This window comes from Pseudoxanthomonas sp. SGT-18, from assembly GCF_003931645.1.
Taxonomy (GTDB): domain Bacteria; phylum Pseudomonadota; class Gammaproteobacteria; order Xanthomonadales; family Xanthomonadaceae; genus Pseudoxanthomonas.
The window spans coordinates 301,590-319,608 of the sequence record NZ_RRYJ01000001.1 but is presented as its reverse complement, the minus strand read 5'-3'; the positions used below and the strand labels follow the sequence as shown (position 1 = coordinate 319,608).

The 18,019-nt window shown below is 72.4% G+C and carries 11 protein-coding genes and 1 riboswitch; of the genes, 3 read left to right on the top strand and 8 right to left on the bottom strand.

Features of this window, described 5'->3' with window-relative positions; genetic code table 11:
• Positions 1-8: 8 nt before the first annotated feature.
• Together ppa and EIM47_RS01475 are read left to right on the top strand one after the other, a co-directional pair.
• Positions 9-548, top strand: coding sequence for an inorganic diphosphatase (gene ppa, locus EIM47_RS01480; protein WP_125075870.1), 540 nt, complete (start codon positions 9-11; stop codon positions 546-548).
• A 199-nt stretch (positions 549-747) separates the two neighbouring features.
• On the top strand, positions 748-1,857 hold the full coding sequence (locus tag EIM47_RS01475) for an HDOD domain-containing protein (protein WP_026010381.1): 1,110 nt from the start codon (positions 748-750) through the stop codon (positions 1,855-1,857).
• Positions 1,858-1,912: 55 nt separating this feature from the next.
• On the opposite strand, the gene EIM47_RS01470 is transcribed toward EIM47_RS01475, so the two are convergent.
• The 5 genes from EIM47_RS01470 to thiC form a co-directional block, all read right to left on the bottom strand.
• Entirely contained in the window at positions 1,913-2,503 is a 591-nt protein-coding gene (locus EIM47_RS01470) for a DUF4136 domain-containing protein (protein ID WP_037034283.1), read from the bottom strand.
• Positions 2,504-2,638: 135 nt separating this feature from the next.
• A complete protein-coding gene (locus tag EIM47_RS01465) occupies positions 2,639-5,254 on the bottom strand; it encodes a TonB-dependent receptor (RefSeq protein WP_164514522.1) in 2,616 nt (871 codons plus the stop codon).
• A 62-nt stretch (positions 5,255-5,316) separates the two neighbouring features.
• The gene (locus EIM47_RS01460) at positions 5,317-6,219 is read right to left on the bottom strand and encodes an AraC family transcriptional regulator (RefSeq protein WP_164514521.1); all 903 of its coding nucleotides are present in this window, start codon (positions 6,217-6,219) and stop codon (positions 5,317-5,319) included.
• A gap of 118 nt (positions 6,220-6,337) precedes the next feature.
• The gene (locus EIM47_RS01455; protein ID WP_051403621.1) at positions 6,338-8,626 is read right to left on the bottom strand and encodes a winged helix-turn-helix domain-containing protein; all 2,289 of its coding nucleotides are present in this window, start codon (positions 8,624-8,626) and stop codon (positions 6,338-6,340) included.
• Between the two features lie 384 nt (positions 8,627-9,010).
• Positions 9,011-10,888, bottom strand: a complete 1,878-nt coding sequence (gene thiC, locus EIM47_RS01450; RefSeq protein ID WP_019398180.1) for a phosphomethylpyrimidine synthase ThiC — start codon at positions 10,886-10,888, stop codon at positions 9,011-9,013.
• A 109-nt stretch (positions 10,889-10,997) separates the two neighbouring features.
• A riboswitch (TPP riboswitch) is annotated at positions 10,998-11,105 on the bottom strand.
• Positions 11,106-11,205: 100 nt separating this feature from the next.
• On the opposite strand from thiC, the gene EIM47_RS01445 reads away from it, so the two are divergent.
• Complete coding sequence (locus EIM47_RS01445; protein ID WP_125075866.1) at positions 11,206-12,768, top strand: BCCT family transporter; 1,563 nt, start codon at positions 11,206-11,208, stop codon at positions 12,766-12,768.
• Here the strand turns inward: EIM47_RS01445 and EIM47_RS01440 are convergent.
• The 3 genes from EIM47_RS01440 to ilvD form a co-directional block, all read right to left on the bottom strand.
• Positions 12,753-14,585, bottom strand: a complete 1,833-nt coding sequence (locus EIM47_RS01440) for a methyl-accepting chemotaxis protein (RefSeq protein WP_125075865.1) — start codon at positions 14,583-14,585, stop codon at positions 12,753-12,755. The genes EIM47_RS01445 and EIM47_RS01440 overlap by 16 nt on opposite strands.
• 92 nt (positions 14,586-14,677) lie before the next feature.
• Positions 14,678-16,015 carry a cellulase family glycosylhydrolase gene (locus tag EIM47_RS01435; RefSeq protein WP_028914567.1) on the bottom strand — a complete coding sequence of 446 codons (1,338 nt, stop codon included), beginning with the start codon at positions 16,013-16,015 and terminating at the stop codon, positions 14,678-14,680.
• Positions 16,016-16,130: 115 nt separating this feature from the next.
• Positions 16,131-17,969 carry a dihydroxy-acid dehydratase gene (gene ilvD, locus EIM47_RS01430; protein ID WP_125075864.1) on the bottom strand — a complete coding sequence of 613 codons (1,839 nt, stop codon included), beginning with the start codon at positions 17,967-17,969 and terminating at the stop codon, positions 16,131-16,133.
• Positions 17,970-18,019 lie beyond the last annotated feature (50 nt).

The following is an 18,019-nucleotide window of genomic DNA, read 5'->3' as shown; positions in this document are numbered from 1 at the left end:
AGTCACTGATGGGCCTCGACCAGGTCAATTCCGGACGCAACCCGCCCGAGGAAATCAACGTCGTCATCGAGATCCCGAAGGACTCCGAGCCGGTCAAGTACGAGGTGGACAAGGAAAGCGGCGCGATCTTCGTCGACCGCATCCTCTCCACCCCAATGCGCTACCCGTGCAACTACGGCTACGTGCCCAACACCCTGTGCGGCGACGGCGACCCGGCCGACGTGCTGGTGGTGCTGCCGCTGCCGCTGGTCCCGGGCTCGGTGGTGCGCTGCCGCCCGGTGGGCGTGCTGAAGATGAGCGACGAGGCCGGCGGCGACGAGAAGATCCTGGCCGTGCCGGTGCCCAAGGTGTTCGCCGGCTACGCCCACGTGGAGAACATCAACCAGGTCTCCAGCCACTGGCTGGAGCGCATCGGCCACTTCTTCGAGCACTACAAGGACCTGGAGAAGGGCAAGTGGGTCAAGGTCGAGGGTTGGGGCGACGCCGAGGAGGCCCGCCGCATCCTGGTCGAGTCGATGGAACGCGCCAAGGCCAAGGGCGAGGCCTGATCGCCACCGGGTGCGGCACGGCCGCACCCATCGCGCGCCGGCGGTCCGCCGGCGCCGCCGGACCGCCAAATGCGGCACACTTCCCGGCAGTGCCGTGCCCGGGGTGCCGGCAGTCCTGAAGATTCCTGCGCGGTTATCCGCTACCGTGCAGGGGCGGGCCCCGGCACGCCCTGGCTGGACGATCTTCGTGGAGGAATGAGTGCGCATCCTGTTCGTCGGTGACGACGTCGTGTTTCCTGCCGACCTCGTGGAACTGGTCGGTGACATGGGAGAGGACTGGGATGTCCACCGTTGCCCGGATGGCGGCTCGGCCATGGCCCACGTGGCCGCGGTCGAGGTCGACGTGGTCCTGGTGCCGCCGGCGCTGCCGGACATGCCGCCGGCCACCCTGCTCGGCCAGGTCCGTACCCTGAGGCCCTCCACCTCGCGCATGGCGGTGATCGAGAACTCGGCCACCCCGCCGGCGCGCATCATCGGCCTGGCCCACCGCTTCCTGCCCGCCCCCGTGGCCCCCGAGTTGCTGCTGGAATCCATCGGCAGCCTGGAGGAGCTGCGCGAGCTGGTCGACAACCCGCAGCTGCGCGACGGCATCGGCCGGGTCGAGCAGCTGCCCTCGCCGCCGCAGCTGTACCTGCGCCTGATGCACGCGCTGGAGAACGACGAGGACACCAGCGCCGCCGACATCGCCGCCCTGGTCGCGGCCGACCCGGCGATCGCGGCCAAGGTGCTGCAGCTGTGCAACTCGGCGTTCTTCTCCTCCGGGCGCACCGTGACCGACCTGCGCGCCGCGGTGACCCGGCTGGGCATCGCCACCCTGCGCGACCTGGTCCTGGCCAGCGAGGTGTTCGCCCTGCCGGCCCCGGCCGGGGTGGACCGCGCGGCGCTGCAGCAGCGCGCGCTGGTGGCCTCGCGCCTGGCCAAGCGCATGCTCCCCGAATCCAGCGCCGAGCTGGGCGCCACCGCCGCCCTGCTGGCCGACATCGGCCTGCTGCTGCCCGGCGTGCGCGACGAGCGCGAGCCGGCCGCCGCCGGCGACGCGCGCCCCGGCCATACCGAGGCCGGCGCCTACCTGCTGGGCCTGTGGGGCCTGCCGATGCCGATCATCGAGGCGGTGGCGTTCCACCGCACGCCGTCGCGCTCGTCCAGCCGCAGCTTCTGGGTCACCGGCGCCACCCACGTGGCCATGGCCCTGGCCTCCGGCGAGGAGCCGGACCTGGAGTACCTGCAGCGCTGCAACGTGCTGCCGCGCCTGGAGGAGTGGCGCGCACAGGCGGACCTGCTGCTGGACTCGGCCGCGGTCGGCGCCTGAGGCGCGGCGGCCGCGGCATGCAACCGGCGCGGGCACATCCGCCCGCGCCGCCGCGTCAGCGCGGCGCGGCCCGGTACGGGTAGCGGGCGAAGATCTGGGCCACGGCCGAGTCGATCCGCGCGTCGCGCTCGGCCGGCGTGCTGCGGCTGCTGGCCTGGCCTACCGCCACCCCGGTCCACACCAGCCGGTTCTGGCGCGCGTCCACCAGGTCCACGTTGAGCGTGCCTTCGGTGTAGCGGCGCACGCTGGTGCGCTCGCGCCAGTACGGCACCGCCACGTAGCTGCGGGCGCGGTAGCTGTAGTAGTAGTCGTAGTCCACCTCGGGGATGGTGCTGACGTCGGTGCGTTCCTGCAGGTAGGCGTTGAGGTTCACCCACAGGTCCGGGTCGCGCTCGTCGTAGACGTAGCCGCGCGCCTCCAGCTGCGCGCGTGCGGCCTGGCGGATGCGGTTGCTGGTGGGGGTGGAATAGCCGCGCGACTCGATCGCCAGCGGCGAATAGAAGGCGAAGCTGCGGTAGCGGCCGAAGTCGGCCGAAGGATCGGCCTCGCTGCTGATCCGCGGGCCGCTGGCACAGGCCGCCAGCAGCAGCATGGCCGCGGCCGCCAGCACGGCGGCGGCGCGGGGGATACGGAGGAAGCGGACCATGGCGTGCTCCTGCGTCCCCCGGGAGGGAGGACCTGGCGCCGGATGATCCGCGCCGGCCCGTGAACGCGGCGCCAGCGCGCGCCGAAAAAAAGACGGGGAGGCCTTGCGGCCTCCCCGTCCCTCCCCCTGCAGGCCTCAGAACTTCTGCGAGACGCGGAAGTACACGGTGCGCCCGTAGGCGTCGTAGAGGTGGAAGTTCCAGGGCTGGTTGTCGTAGCCGACCAGCTCCGGGTAACGGTCGCCGGCGTTGTTCACGCCCAGGCTCAGGCTGCCGTTCCACGGCGCGTTCCAGGTCAGGTTGAGGTCGTGGGTGGTGTAGCTGCCCACGCGCACGCCCGGACCGCTGGTGATGAAGCCGTAGGGCGGGACCTCGGCCGGGTTCTGCTGGCTGCCGATGTAGTTGATGTTCCAGGCGAGGTTGAAGTCGCCGCGGCTCCAGGCGTTGCGCCAGGTGGCGCGCAGCTTCGGCTGCGTGACCCAGCCCAGCGGATCCTTGCGGGTGTCACCGTCGACCACGGTGTACTCCAGCACCCGCGCCACCTGCAGCCAGCTGTCCACGCGGCCCCAGGCGAGGTTGCCGGAGGCACGCAGGTTCAGGTCCAGGCCGCGGGTATCCAGCTTGCCCTCGTTGACGAAGGCGGTCTGGATCTCGCTGATGGAACCGTTGCTGCGGCGCTTGACCCAGGTGTGCTCCGGCAACGGCTGGCCGGCGTTGTCCAGGCCGACCAGCTCGCGGAAGGAGATCAGGCGGATGCGGTCGTCGATCTGGATCCGGTAGTAGTCCAGGGTCAGGTTGAACCAGTCCAGCGGATCCCAGGCCAGGCCGACGCTGAACTGCCGCGAGTGCTCCGACAGCAGGTCCGGGTTGCCGGTCTGGTAGGAATCGACCTGGTAGGCGACCTCCTCCTCGTTCTCCGGGCCGTCGGCGATGTTGTCGCCGTTGGCGTCGCCGCCGCACAGCACCGGCGAGAAGCCGGTGGCCACGCAGGTGCGGTAGTCGGAGATCGGCTCGGCGCTGAACGCGCGCTGGCTGTGCACGTAGGGCAGCGCCGGGGCGCGGAAGCCCTCGCCCACCGAGGCGCGCAGGGTCAGGTTGTCCAGCGGCTGCCAGCGCAGCGACAGCTTCGGCGAGACGTCGCTGCCGTAGTCGTCGTAGCGGTCGTAGCGCGCGGCCAGGGTGAAGTCGAAGTCCTGCGCCACCGGCAGGTACCACTCGGCGTAGGCCGCGCTGACCTTGCGCCGGCCGCCGGCGGTGTTGCCGGCCGAGCCGGCCACCGCGCCGGACTCCGACAGCGCGTCGTAGACGTCGGCGTAGTCCTCCCGGCGGTGCTCCACGCCGAACGCCACCGCCGAGGTGCCGCCTGCCATCTGGAACAGGTCCAGCGCCGCGCTGGCGAACATCTCGTCGACGTTGAACTTGCCCTGGCGGTTGGTGGTGACGGTGAAGCCCTTGACCACGTCCGGGTCGGCGAACGGATCGGCGACGTTGTAGCTGCCGTCGGCGGCGGCCTTCTCCGCCAGCGGGGTGACGATGTAGCCGCGGCCGATGTCGGAGGAGCTGGCGCGGCTGGTGCGCAGGCCGAAGTCCAGGGTCAGGCGCTCGCTGGCCATCCAGCTGGCGCCCAGCTGCACGTCGACGGTGTCGTTGTCGATGAAGTTGTCGCGGTTGCCGGCCGCGGCGTAGCGGTGGTAGATGAACGCGCCCAGACCGTCGCCCTTGACCGGGTCGTTGGGGCTGCCCTCCTCCACGTACAGCACGCCCGGGGTCGGGGCGAAGCGGCCGAAGCTGCTGGCCTTGCTGTAGCTCAGCGCGGCATTGACGCTGAAGCTGGGGCTGACGTCGTACTGGCCGCGGGCGAAGAGGGCCTTGTTGCGGACCGAGGCGTCGCTGGCGGCCACGGCGTTGTAGTCGTAGGCGCAGGTGTCGCCGTTCATCCAGAAGCCGTCGCTGTTGCAGGCGAAGCCCGGCAGCGCGCCGCCGTACTCGCCTTCCTCGCCCGGCGCGTCCGGGTCCTCGATGTAGTAGTTGTTGCCGTAGCCGGAGCCGCCGCGGACGTCGCCGCCGATCTGGTCGCGGCTGAAGACGATGCCGCGCGCGTTGTACGAGGCGCCCATCAGCAGGCTGCCGCGCTCGGAGCTGGTGCCGAACAGCAGCGAGGCCTCCTCGGTGTCGCCGCCGCGCACCGCCGGGTTGCCGCGGCCGTAGCGCACCTCGCCACCCTCGAAGTCCTTGCGCAGGATGATGTTGACCACGCCGCCGATGGCGTCGGAGCCGTACAGCGCCGAGGCGCCGTCGGACAGGATCTCGATCCGTTCCACCGCCGCCAGCGGGATGGTGTTGAGGTCGGCCGCGGTGCCGGTGCTCGGCGCGTACGGCGCGCGGCGGCCGTCGACCAGCACCAGGGTGCGGTCGGCGCCGATGCCGCGCATGTCCACCTCCGACACCGCCTGGGCGCTGCTGCCCGAGCGCGGGCGGAAGCTGCCGAACGCGGCGAAGGAGCTGTCGCGCAGCAGCTCGGCCACCGAGATGTCGCCGCTGGCGTCGATCGTGGCGCGGTCGATCACGGTGACCGGGACCGCGCCCTCGATGTCGGCGCGCTTGAGGCGCGAGCCGGTGACGGTGACCCGGTCCAGGGTCTGCGCCTCGCCGGCGGGGCCTTCCTGTGCGGCGACGCCGCTGGCGGCCAGGGCGCAGGCGATGCCCAGCGGCAGCGCCGCCAGCCGCGATGCGGCGCGTGGATGGTGTTTCATGGGTGTTCTCCGGTCCGTTAGGGGTTTGCGAAAACGCAGCAAGACGTTACGGAGCCACGCGCTCATCCCGCTTGGCCGTGCATGTCGACCGGGTTTGCCAGGGCTGCCGCCACGCTCCCCCCATGGAGACGGTAGATCGACGGCGGCACGCCGAACTGCGCGCGGAACGCGCGCGAGAAGCTGCAGTTGTTCTCGAAGCCGCACGCGGCGCCGACCTCGCCCACCGCCATCCGCCCCTCCAGCAGCAGGCGCGCGGCGCGCTGCAGGCGCAGGCGCGCCGAGGCCGCCTGCGGGGTCTCCCCGTACACCGCGCGGAACGCGCGGATGAAGTACCAGACCGACATGCTGGCGCGATCGGCCATCTGCAGCGTGGTCAGGGCGCGCTCGGGGTGCCCCTCCAGGTAAAGCATCACCCGCTGCATGCGCGCGAACACCTGGCGGCGGCGGTGCAGGGTGCGGCCGGGGCAGCGCTCCACCAGCGCGCTGCAGTCGTCCTGCAGGTCGGCCAGCGCGCGCAGCAGGCGGCCGAGCAGGACCGAGGCGTCAGCCGGGTGCAGCCCGGGACGCAGCAGCCGGCGCCACAGCGACAGCACGCCGCGGCGCGCGCGCGGCGGCGCCTCGCCGCGCCCGGGATACATCGGCGCATAGGCCGACTGCTGCAGCCGCGCCTGCAGGCCGGCGGAAAGCACCAGGCCCAGCACCAGCGCGCCGCTGCCGCTGCGCACCACCGGCATCGACTCGCGGTCCAGGTAGATCCAGTGCCCGGCGCCCAGGGCGAAGCGGCCCTCCTGGCTTTCCAGCTCGGCGCTGCCGCGCACGACCAGCCAGATGCTGGCCGCGCCGGCCTGCAGCGCGAGGCCCGCGCCGCGCGCCAGGGTCGCCAGCGTGGGCCGCTCGTGCGCGCCGGGCGGCCAGTGCAGCTCCTGCAGCTGTCCGCGGTCGCCCGACAGTGTCCTGATCCTCATGGCCGTGTCTCCTTGCGGGGGAACTGGCCACCTGTTTGCCGGAGCGCCGCGCGCGTTGCAGGAAACGCCGCTGAAATCTTCCTGATATTTGTCTTTCGGCCGGCCTCGCCCTTTCGGATCAGCGGCTTGCGCCGCGCCGCAGCGAGGCCAGCGAGGCCAGGCCCACGTCCATGTCGTCCTCCAGCGGCAGCGCCAGGAAGGCACGGCGCCCGGCCTCGTCGACACTGGCCGAACCGGAGGCCACCGCGTGGGTGTGCGACAGGCAGCGCGGACGCGCCGCTCCGGCGCCGATCTCGCTCCAGCCGGTGGCGCAGCCCGGCGCCGGCGCGGTGGAGAAGATCCGCCCGCCGGCAACCAGCCATTCGCGGTACTGCTCAGGCACCGGCGCATCCATGCCGACCTGCACCACCCGCTGCAATGCCGGGTCGGCGCACCACAGCCCGCTGCGCGTGGTGCGGCTGAAGCAGACGCGGTCCTGCCGGTGGTCGTAGCGGGCCAGGGCGACGTCGTCGAGGCTGGCCAGTTCGCGCCACTCCGGCAGCTGGTACAGGACCAGCCGGGTACTGCCGCCGCTGCCGTCGACGCCGACCAGCAGCTGGTCCGGCCTGCCGGTCCAGGCGGCGAAGGCGGGCACGCCCGGCACCGGCAGCACGCGCACGGTGTCGAAGCCGACCTCGACCTGGTACAGGCGGTCGCCGCCGCTGCCGGTGGCACCGATCACCAGCAGGCGGCTGCCATCCGGCGCCCACACCGGCGGGTTGCGCGGCACCGGCACGATGCCCGGCACCGCGCGCAGGGTCTGCGGGTGCTCCAGCTCGCCGATCCACAGCTGCGCGGCCAGGCTGCGGTCGGACACGAAGGCCAGGGTCGAGCCGTCGGGCGATACCGCAGGCATCAGGTCCACGCCGCTGGAGGCGAACACCGGTTCGCCCGGCTGCGTGCCGTCGCCGGCCGCCTCCAGGTCGAAGGCGTACAGGCCGCTGCGGAAGCGGTAGATGCCGAACACCATCGTCCACGCATCGGCGGCCACTTCCGGGAACACCGGGTTGCCGCGCGGGGGCGACGGCAGTTCGGTGATCGAACCGTCCGCCAGCGCCAGCCGGTACAGGCGCGCCTCCTCCTTGACCAGGCTGAAGACCAGGCCGCTGCCGTCGGGCAGCCAGTCCCAGCCGCGGATGTCGCCGCGCAGGCGGGTCAGCTGCCGCGGCGGACCGCCGGCCGCGGGCATCAGCCACAGGTCGCCCAACGAGGTGCCGCGGCGGAAACCCAGCCAGGCGCCGTCGGGCGAGAACCGCGGCAGGGTATCCAGGCCGTCGGCCGGATAGGCCAGCGCCTCCCAGCGCCCGCTGCCCAGGTCCAGGCGCCGCAGCGGCGCCGACTGCCCGCTGCTGCGGCGGCGCCCGCCCATCACCAGGGCACGGCCGTCCGGGCTCCAGTCGAAGGCGGCGTAATCCTCGCCCTCGCAGCGGCCGACTTCGCGCTCGCCGCCGCCGGCGGCCGCGACCACCATCAGCCGGCAGCCGTCGCCGCCGGTGCGCACGAAGGCGATGCGGCGCCCGTCGCGCGACCATGCCGGCAGGTCATCGGCCTCGCCGTGGCCGGGGAAGGTCAGCTGGCGCGGACTGCCGTCGCCGGCCGGCTGCAGGTACAGCGTGCGCGGGCCGCCGGCGCGGACCGGGCGCGCGTAGGCGACCTCGCTCCCGTCCGGCGACAGCGCCGGCCCCTGCTCGGGCAGCGCGGTCGCGGCGATGGCCTGGTACTGCAGCGGCGGTGCGCCGGCCGCCACGTCGGCGGCATCGTTGGCACGCGTGCGCGGATTCAGCAGTTGCCACGCGCCGGCGCCGAAGGCCAGCACCAGCAACAGGGACAAGGCCGGCCACCAGGACGCGATGCGCCGGCGCGGCGCGCGTGCGGGCGCGCCCGTGCCGGCGGCCGCTGCAGGCGCCTGCTCCTGTGGCGCCGGCCGCGGCTGGATCGGCGCCGGCACCGCGGGCGCCGGTGCCGCCGGCACTGCGGCCGGTTCCGGCGTGGCGGCCGGTTCGATCCAGCAGCACGGCACCACCAGGCGGTAGCCGGCCTTGGCAATGGTCTCGATGTACGGCGGCGCCTCGCCGCGGCCGCCGAACGCACGCCGCAGCTGCGCCACCGCCTGGGTGAGCACGTCGTCGGTGGGCAGGGTGTCAGGCCAGACCCGCTCCAGCAGCTGTTCGCGGCTGACCACGCGGCCGCCGGCCTCGACCAGCGCCAGCAGGACCTGCAAGGCCTTGAGCGTCAGCCGCCGCGGTTCCTCCGCGCCCGGCCGCGACACCACCCTGCGGTCGACGTCGACCTCGCACTCCCCCACGCGCAACAGCCTGCCGGCCGCTTCCGCGGCCCGTTTGCGCGCCTCGCTCTCCGCCGCACCCATGCGACTCCCATGTATCCAGTGCCCCGGGGCGCTTCGCCCCGCCGTGCCACGACCGCCGGCCGGCGCAACCGGCCTGGCGCCTGCCCCATGCAGGCGGGCGATCCGGCAATGCAGGCACACTAGCCACGGCCCCGGGCAGCGCCATGTGTCTTTGGTACGGGTGACCGAAGTCCGGTCAGCTGCCGGTCGGGAAACGGGCAGGCGCGGCGCGCCATCGCGGCAAGCGCGGCAAAGCCGCCCGGCCATCGCCGGCTAACACCCCCGGGACGGCGATGGGGACACTGGCGCACGCCGCGGTCGACGTCGTTCCGCGGCATGGCGCCAGCAGCGCCTTGCCTGGTCGCGGTACCAGGGGGAGGGGCCGCGACCAGGCCCTTTTGCGCGCTATCCGGCGCGGTAGACCTCCGCGCCCTGCTCGCGGAACTCGGCCGCCTTGCCGGCCATGCCCGCCTCCAGCGCCGCCCGCTCGTCCAGCCCGTGCTCGGCCGCGTAGTCGCGCACGTCCTGGGTGATCTTCATCGAGCAGAAGTGGGGCCCGCACATGGAGCAGAAGTGCGCCAGCTTGTGCGCCTCCTTGGGCAGGGTCTCGTCGTGGAACTCGCGCGCCTTCTCCGGATCCAGGCCGAGGTGGAACTGGTCCTCCCAGCGGAACTCGAAGCGTGCCTTGGACAGGGCGTTGTCGCGTACCTGCGCGCCGGGATGGCCCTTGGCCAGGTCGGCCGCGTGCGCGGCGATCTTGTAGGCCATGATGCCGTCGCGCACGTCCTGGCGGTTGGGCAGGCCCAGGTGCTCCTTCGGCGTGACGTAGCAGAGCATGGCCGTGCCGTACCAGCCGATCATCGCCGCGCCGATCGCCGAGGTGATGTGGTCGTAGCCCGGGGCGATGTCGGTGGTCAGCGGCCCGAGCGTGTAGAACGGCGCCTCGCCGCACTCGCGCAGCTGCTTGTCCATGTTCTCCTTGATCAGCTGCATCGGCACGTGGCCGGGGCCCTCGATCATGGTCTGCACGTCGTGCTTCCAGGCGATCTTCGTCAGCTCGCCCAGGGTCTCCAGCTCGCCGAACTGGGCCGCGTCGTTGGCGTCGGCGATGCAGCCCGGGCGCAGGCCGTCGCCCAGGGAGAAGGCCACGTCGTAGGCCTTCATGATTTCGCAGATTTCCTCGAAGTGGGTGTAGAGGAAATTCTCCCTGTGGTGCGCCAGGCACCACTTGGCCATGATCGAGCCGCCGCGGGAAACGATGCCGGTCACGCGCCTGGCCGTGAGCGGCACGTAGCGCAACAGAACGCCGGCGTGGATGGTGAAGTAGTCCACGCCCTGCTCGGCCTGCTCGATGAGCGTGTCGCGGAAGATCTCCCAGGTCAGCTCCTCGGCGCGGCCGTCGACCTTTTCCAGTGCCTGGTAGATCGGCACCGTGCCGATCGGCACCGGCGAGTTGCGGATGATCCACTCGCGGGTCTCGTGGATGTGCTTGCCGGTGGACAGGTCCATCACCGTGTCCCCGCCCCAGCGGATCGCCCACACCATCTTCTCCACCTCCTCGGCGATGCCCGAGGACACGGCGGAGTTGCCGATGTTGGCGTTGATCTTGGTCAGGAAGTTGCGGCCGATGATCATCGGCTCGCTCTCGGGGTGGTTGATGTTGCACGGGAGGATGGCGCGGCCGCGGGCGATCTCGTCGCGCACGAACTCCGGGGTGATCACCTCGGGGATGCTGGCGCCGAAACCCTGGCCCGGATGCTGGGCACGCAGCGCCGCGTCGCGCACCGCCTCCAGGCGCTGGTTCTCGCGGATGGCGACGAACTCCATCTCCGGGGTGATGATCCCGCGCCGCGCGTAATGCATCTGGGTGACGTTGGCGCCGGCCTTCGCCCGGCGCGGCAGGCGGCGCCCGGGGAAGCGCACTGCGTCCAGCTTCGGGTCGTGCTCGCGCGCGCGGCCGAACTCGGAGGTCAGCGCCGGCAGCTCCTCGGTGTCGCCGCGTTCGGCGATCCACTGCGCGCGCAGCGGCGGCAGGCCCGCGGCCAGGTCGATCCGCGCCTCCGGGTCGGTGTACGGGCCGGAGGTGTCGTACACCGTCACCGGCGGGTTGTCCTCGCCGCCGAACACGGTGGGGGTGCGGGTCAGCGCGATCTCGCGCATCGGCACGCGGATGTCCGGGCGCGAACCTTCGACGTGGATCTTGCGCGAGCCGGGGATCGGCCGGGTGACGGAGCCGGAAAGCTGGGCGGTCTGCTGGAGCAGGGAGGCGGGGATGGCGTTCATGCGTTGTGTCCGTCCGTTCAGGGGATAACCGCACCGGGGTGCGGGACGGGACGACGGACCACGCATGCGCGGCACCGCCGCCCGAAGCGGGCGGACACAGGACGGACGGAGCCCGTCCTGCGAAGCTTCCCTACGCCGGTATGAGCCGGATCAGGTTCCAAGGGACTGTCTCAACCGCGCGCCCCAACCGGCGCCCGCGGTACCCCCGCTTCGGCGCCGATTACACCACAGACCGCGCGCGCTTGCCGCAGGCCGCCGCGACGGGCCGGCAACGGGGCCGTTGCTAGACTGTGCGCCTCCACGCCACCGGAGCCGGCATGGTCTTCCGCATCTCCTTCCTGCTGATCGCGCTGCTTGCGGCGGCAGCAGGCCTGGCGCCGTCGCGCTTCGCCGCGATGGTGGACGCGCTGCTCGGGGGCATGCTCGCCAACACCGGCTGGCTCTACCTGCTGGTCGTGTTCGCCACCCTGCTGTTCATGCTGTACCTGGCCTTCGGCAGCCTGGGCGAGCTGCGCATTGGCGGCGAGGACGCCGAACCGCAGTTCGCGGTGGGCAGCTGGCTGGCGATGCTGTTCGCGGCCGGCATGGGCATCGGCCTGGTGTTCTGGGGCGCGGCCGAGCCGCTGTCGCACTACTTCAATCCGCCCGAGGGGCTGGAACCGGCGAGCATGCCGGCCGCGCGCGCGGCGATGCGCTACGCGTTCTTCCACTGGGGCCTGCACCCGTGGGCGATCTACGCCCTGGTCGGGCTGGCCATGGCCTGGTTCCAGTACAACCGCCGCGGCCGCGGCCAGCTCAGCGACCTGCTGCAGCCGCTGCTGGGCCGCCACCACCGAGGCTGGGCCGGACGCTGCGTGGACATCGCCGCGGTGGTGGCCACTGCGATCGGCGTGGCCACCACCCTGGGCTTCGGCGCGCTGCAGATCGTCGCCGGCCTGCGCACGGTGTTCGGCACGCCCACCGGTACCGGGATGCAGCTGGCGGTGATCGGCGTGGCCTTCGTGCTGTACATGGCCTCCAGCCTCAGCGGCGTGGAGCGCGGCATCAAATGGCTGTCCAGCGCCAACCTCGCGCTGGCCGGCGCGCTGCTGCTGGCGGTGCTGGCGCTGGGCCCGACCGCGTTCCTGTTCGACGTGTTCACCAACGCGCTGGGCGGCTACCTGGACCGGCTCGTCGGCATGAGCCTGCGCATGTCGCCGTTCTCCGGCAGCGCCTGGGTCAGCGAGTGGACGATCTTCTACTGGGCCTGGTGGATCTCGTGGGCGCCGTTCGTGGGCAGCTTCATCGCCCGCGTGTCCTACGGCCGCACCATCCGCGAGTTCGTGGTCGGCACGGTGCTGGCGCCGAGCCTGCTGGGCTTCGCCTGGTTCGCGGTGTTCGGCGGCCTGGCGCTGTGGCAGCAACTGTTCGTGGCCGACCTGCAGCCGGTGCTGGAAAGCGGCTACGAGAACGTGCTGTTCGCCCTGTTCGGGCACCTGCCCGGCAGCACCGCCCTGAGCGCGGTGGCAGTGGCGCTGCTGGCGGTGTTCTTCGTCACCTCGGCCGACTCGGCGGTGCTGGTGCTGGCCAGCATGTCCAGCGACCAGTCCGGCGACCCGCCGCCGCTGCGGCGGATCGCCTGGGGCGTGGCGATCGCGGTGGTGGCCGCGGCCCTGCTGCTGGCCGGCGGCCTGGACGCGCTGCAGGGCCTGGTGACGATCTCGGCGCTGCCGTTCGCGCTGTTGCTGGTGCTGGTGATGCTGGCCCTGCAGCGCACGCTCGCGCATGCGCGGGCGGTGCGCCGGCGCCGCGCGCAGATGCTGCGCCACGCGCTGGAGCACTGGGTCTACGGGCCGCGCCAAGGCCGCGGCCCGGCGCCCCCGCCCTACTCCAGCGAGTAGCCGATGCGGAACCCGCCCCAGTGGCGCCCGTCCACGTACACCGGCACCGACAGGTCGAACATGATCTGGCCGGTGTCGCGGCGGTAGACCTGCAGCCGGTACGGGTCGGTGTGCGCGCCCACGCTGCGGCCGACGCGGTCGCCGAAGATGCGCTTGGTGCGGTTGCCGACCAGGTCCTTCTCGCGGTCGCCGGTCAGCGGCTGGCAATAGCGCTGGTTGTGGGTGGGCACGTAGCCGTCGGGGTTGGCGCTGATCGCGAACACGATCCACGGCTCGGCGTTGGCCACCGGCTCCTGCAGCGGCGGCAGGATGCGGTCGCACAGCGCGTCGAACGGGGTGCGGTACTTGGGCGGGTCGATCCCGGGGATCTGCTTGTACTCGCGCGAGAACAGCGCCTCGGCACCGATCCGGCCCTCGGCCACCGCCGCGGCCAGGGCCATGCCGATGCGGCGCGCGCCGGCCTCGGCCAGTTCGCGCACGCGCGCATGCCTCGGCACCTGCATCGGGTCCGGCGGCAGCCGGAACAGGCCGACGCAGTCGTGCAGGGTGGCCACGCCCTGGCCCAGCGCCTCGCTCAGCTCGGCCACGTGCGCGGCGTGTTGCAGGTTGCTGTGGCCCAGTTCCACCACCTGCTCCACCGCGCGGTCGATCGCCAGCACCTCCTCGCCCTGCGAGGCGATGCGCCGCGCCACCGATTCCATCGCCGCGCCGGCGCCCTGCAGGGACTGGCCGATGCCGGCCAGCATCTCCCCGGTATGGCGCGCCGACTCGGCGCTCTCGCCCAGCGCCTCGACCGTGCCGCCGACGATGGCGCGCACGTCGCGCGCGGCACTGGCGGCGCGCTCGGCCAGGCGCCGGATCTCGCTGGCGACCACGGCGAAGCCGCGCCCGGCCTCGCCGGCATGCGCGGCCTCGATCCCGGCGTTGATCGACAGGATGTTGGTCTGGAACGCGACCGAGTCGATCACCTCGATCACCTCGCCGGCGCGCGCCGCGCGTTCCTCCACCTGGCGCATCGCCGCGGCCAGGGCGCGCGCGGCCTCGCCGCCGCGCCGCGCGTCCTCGTCGGCGCGCACCGCCGCGGCGCGCACCTGCTCCAGTTCGCCGCGCACGTCGTCCAGGTCCTGGCGCAGCCGGCTGGTGGCCGCCAGCACCTGTTCCAGGGCCTCGGCCTGGGCGCGGGTCTGCGCCGCCAGCTCGTCGTTCTCGCCGACCACCTTGGGCACGTCCGCGGCCAGCTGCACCGACAGCGCCACCGCCTGGCGCACCGCCTCGGCGAGGTTGCCGAAGCCGGCGGCCAGGCGCCGCCCGGCCTCGCTCGCGGCCTGCGCAGGCGGCAGCTGCAGGGCCAGGTCGCAGCGGGCCAGGGCCTCGTTGACCGCCGCCAGCAGCTCGCGCGGCTGTTCGGCCCCGGCCAGCCGCTGCGCCAGCGGGGCCAGCAACGGATGGGTGACCGCCCCGCCGCCGGCGGCCATGCCGGCGGCCTCGCGCAGCAGCGTGGCGGTTTCGGCGTGCGGCAGCGAGGCGATCCAGCCCTCGCCATCGGCCTGGTAGCGCAGGCGCCGCGCAGGATCGTCGCCGGGCGCGGCCCACACCCCGGCGCCATCGGCCAGGTCGCCGCGCTGCAGGCCCCATAGCGGGCCTGCGGCCGGCACCGGCAGGGCGGTGTCCTCCAGCCCCAGCAGGTCCCGGGCGGTGCGGTTGGCGGCCACGATGCGGAACCCGTCGTCCAGGCGCAGCAATGCAACCGGCGCATCGGGCAGCGCAGGCGCGCTGGCCTGCGTGTCCTGCTGCGTCGGCGACTCGATCGTCGACATGATTCCCCTCCTCTCCCTGTCCCGGATATCGGCCGCCGAGCGCAAGGCCTGAAGGCGGAAAGCACGGCGCCGCCGGCCCGGCCTGAACCAGTTCAGGGGAGCGCGCGCAACTGGCGTGCGTGGGCGGAGACGATTTCCAGGGTCGAACGGTCGCTGTCGAACAGGGAGAACAGGCCCTGCGCTTCCTGCGGCGGGTCGCCGGTGAACGGATCGCCTTCCTTCCACATCCAGTCCGGGTTGGAGGTGCGGCCGCGGCCGCCCCAGGCCCAGAAGTTGGAACCGGCAATCGGCGCCCCGGCGCGCGCATGCTGCAGCAGGCGCGCGTACACCGCCTGGTAGAAGCGGTCGCGTGCGGCCACCGGCGCGGCCGGGTCGTAGGAACCCTTGTCGCGGTTGAGGCCGAACTCCGACAGCACGATCGGCTTGCCCAGCCTGGCCGCCATTTCCACGTGGCGGTCGATGTACTCCAGCGACGCCTGCAGCCCGGCTTCCAGCCGCGCCGCCGGGTCGTGGTGGTCGATCCAGCCCCAGTTCGACGGCCACAGGTGGAACGTCAGGTAGTCGATGTGCGGCGAGGCATGCGCGATCAGGTAGTAGTCGTCCTCGCCCAGCGAACCCATGCGGCCCTCGCTGCCGGTGCTCACCAGTTGCCTGGGCGCCAGCTGGCGGATGAAGGCGGCGGTATCGTCCAACCAGGCGCGGTAGGCCTGGAAATTGGCCGCGCCGGCGGCGTCGCTGCCCGGGCGCGGCTCGTTGGCCAGCTGCCAGGACATCACCGTTGGATCCTCGGCGTAGGCGATGCCGTTGACGCTGTTGCGGCGGGTGACGACGGTGCGGATCGCGTCGCGGTAGGCGGCCTGCGCATCGGGCATGGCGTAGAAGCGCGCCGAATTCTGCATGAAGCCGTTCCAGTCGCCGGTCTCGTCCGGATCGAACACCGGTTCGCCGCTGAACCAGGACACGTATTGCGACATGCCGCCGGACCACTGCCAGAAGTTGTTGAGGTACAGCACCGCCTTCATGTCGCGCTTGCGCATCTCGTCCAGCAGCACGTCCAGGCCCTCCAGCAGGCGCTGGTCGTACTCGCCGGGTGCGACCATGAAGGCCGGGCGCACGCCGCGCCTGAAGCCGCTGGCCTCGCTCATCGCCAGCACGCGCAGGTTGTCGATGCCGGCGGCCTTGAGCTGGTCCAGCTCGGCGCGCAGCCGCTCGCGGTCGCCCACCCCATCGGGGGCGCCGAGGTAGGCGCCGTACCAGAAGTTGGCACCGGCAAAGCGGTAGGGCTTGCCGTCGAGCACGAAGCCGGTCCCGTCGACGCGCACGAAACCGGACGCTGCGGCCGGCGCCGGCAGGCACTGCAGTACCGCCAAAAGCACCGCGGCGGCGAACGCGAAGCGGCGGCCTGGCCGAGGTAACGATATCCCACGCATGCACTGCCCTCCTGGCTTGAGAAGGCGCATTAGACCCGGAACGGTCGCGGCAGGCATGCTGCGGCCGCACAAGGCGCGCCCGCGCCGGCACCGCCGGGCGGGCGCGTCCGAAGGCTCACCCCTCCAGCAGCTCGCGGTTGCGCACCGCGCCCTTGTCGGCGCTGGTGGCCAGCAGGGCATAGGCCTTCAGTGCGGTGCTGACCTTGCGCGCGCGCGGCTGCGCCGGGCGCCAGCCCTGCGCGTCCTGCTCGGCCCGGCGGCGCGCCAGTTCGGCCTCGTCCACCAGCAGCTGGATGCTGCGCGCGGGAATGTCGATGCGGATGCGGTCGCCGTCGCGCACCAGGCCGATGGTGCCGCCGGCCGCGGCCTCCGGCGAGGCATGGCCGATCGACAGGCCCGAGGTGCCGCCGGAGAAACGGCCGTCGGTCAGCAGCGCGCACTTCTTGCCCAGGCCCTTGGACTTCAGGTAGCTGGTCGGATAGAGCATCTCCTGCATGCCCGGGCCGCCCTTGGGCCCTTCGTAGCGGATCACCACCACCTCGCCCGCCTGCACCTCGTCACCGAGGATGCCCTTCACCGCCGCGTCCTGGCTCTCGTACACCCGCGCCGGGCCCTCGAACACCAGGATGGACTCGTCCACGCCCGCGGTCTTCACCACGCAGCCGTCGGCGGCGAGGTTGCCGTAAAGCACCGCCAGTCCGCCCTCGCTGGAGTAGGCGTGCTGCAGGTCGCGGATGCAGCCTTCGCTGCGGTCCAGGTCCAGCGACGGCCAGCGGGTGTCCTGGCTGAAGGCGACCTGGGTGGGGATCCCGGCCGGGCCGGCGCGGTAGAAGGTGTGCACGGCCTCATCGCTGGTGCGGGCCACGTCCCAGCGCTCGATCGCCTCGCCCAGGCTGGGCGCATGCACGGTCGGCACGTCGGTATGCACCAGTCCGCCGCGCGCCAGCTCGCCGAGGATGGCCATGATGCCGCCGGCGCGGTGCACGTCCTCGATGTGGTACTTCTGCGTGTTCGGCGCGACCTTGCACAGCTGCGGCACCTTGCGCGAGAGGCGGTCGATGTCGCGCAGGGTGAACGGCACCCCGGCCTCCTGCGCCGCGGCCAGCAGGTGCAGGATGGTGTTGGTCGAACCGCCCATGGCGATGTCCAGCGCCATCGCGTTCTCGAACGCCTCGAAGGTGGCGATGCCGCGCGGCAGCGCGCGCCCGTCGCCGCCGCCATACCAGCGGTGGCACAGCTCCACCGCGGTCACGCCGGCGCGCTTGAACAGGGCCTCGCGATCGGCATGGGTGGCGACCACGGTGCCGTTGCCCGGCAACGACAGGCCCAGCGCCTCGGTCAGGCAGTTCATCGAGTTGGCGGTGAACATGCCCGAGCACGAACCGCAGGTCGGGCAGGCGCTGCGCTCCACCGCCGCCACCTGTTCGTCGGTGGCGTTGGGATCGGCGGCCATCACCATCGCGTCGATCAGGTCCAGCTTGTGGTCGGCCAGGCGGGTCTTGCCCGCCTCCATCGGCCCGCCGGACACGAACACGGTGGGGATGTTGAGCCGCAGCGCGGCCATCAGCATGCCCGGGGTGATCTTGTCGCAGTTGGAGATGCACACCAGCGCGTCGGCGCAGTGCGCGTTGACCATGTACTCCACCGCGTCGGCGATCAGTTCGCGGCTGGGCAGCGAATAGAGCATGCCGTCGTGGCCCATGGCGATGCCGTCGTCGACGGCGATCGTGTTGAACTCCTTGGCCACGCCACCCACGCGCTCGATCTCGCGCGCCACCAGCTGGCCGAGGTCCTTGAGGTGGACGTGGCCGGGCACGAACTGGGTGAACGAGTTGGCGATGGCGACGATCGGCTTGTGGAAGTCGCCATCCTTCATCCCGGTGGCGCGCCACAGGGCGCGGGCACCGGCCATGTTGCGGCCGTGGGTGGAGGTGCGGGAGCGGTATTCGGGCATGGCTGTACGAGTGCTGGCGAAGGCGGGCGCGCATGCGCGGCGGGGTTGCC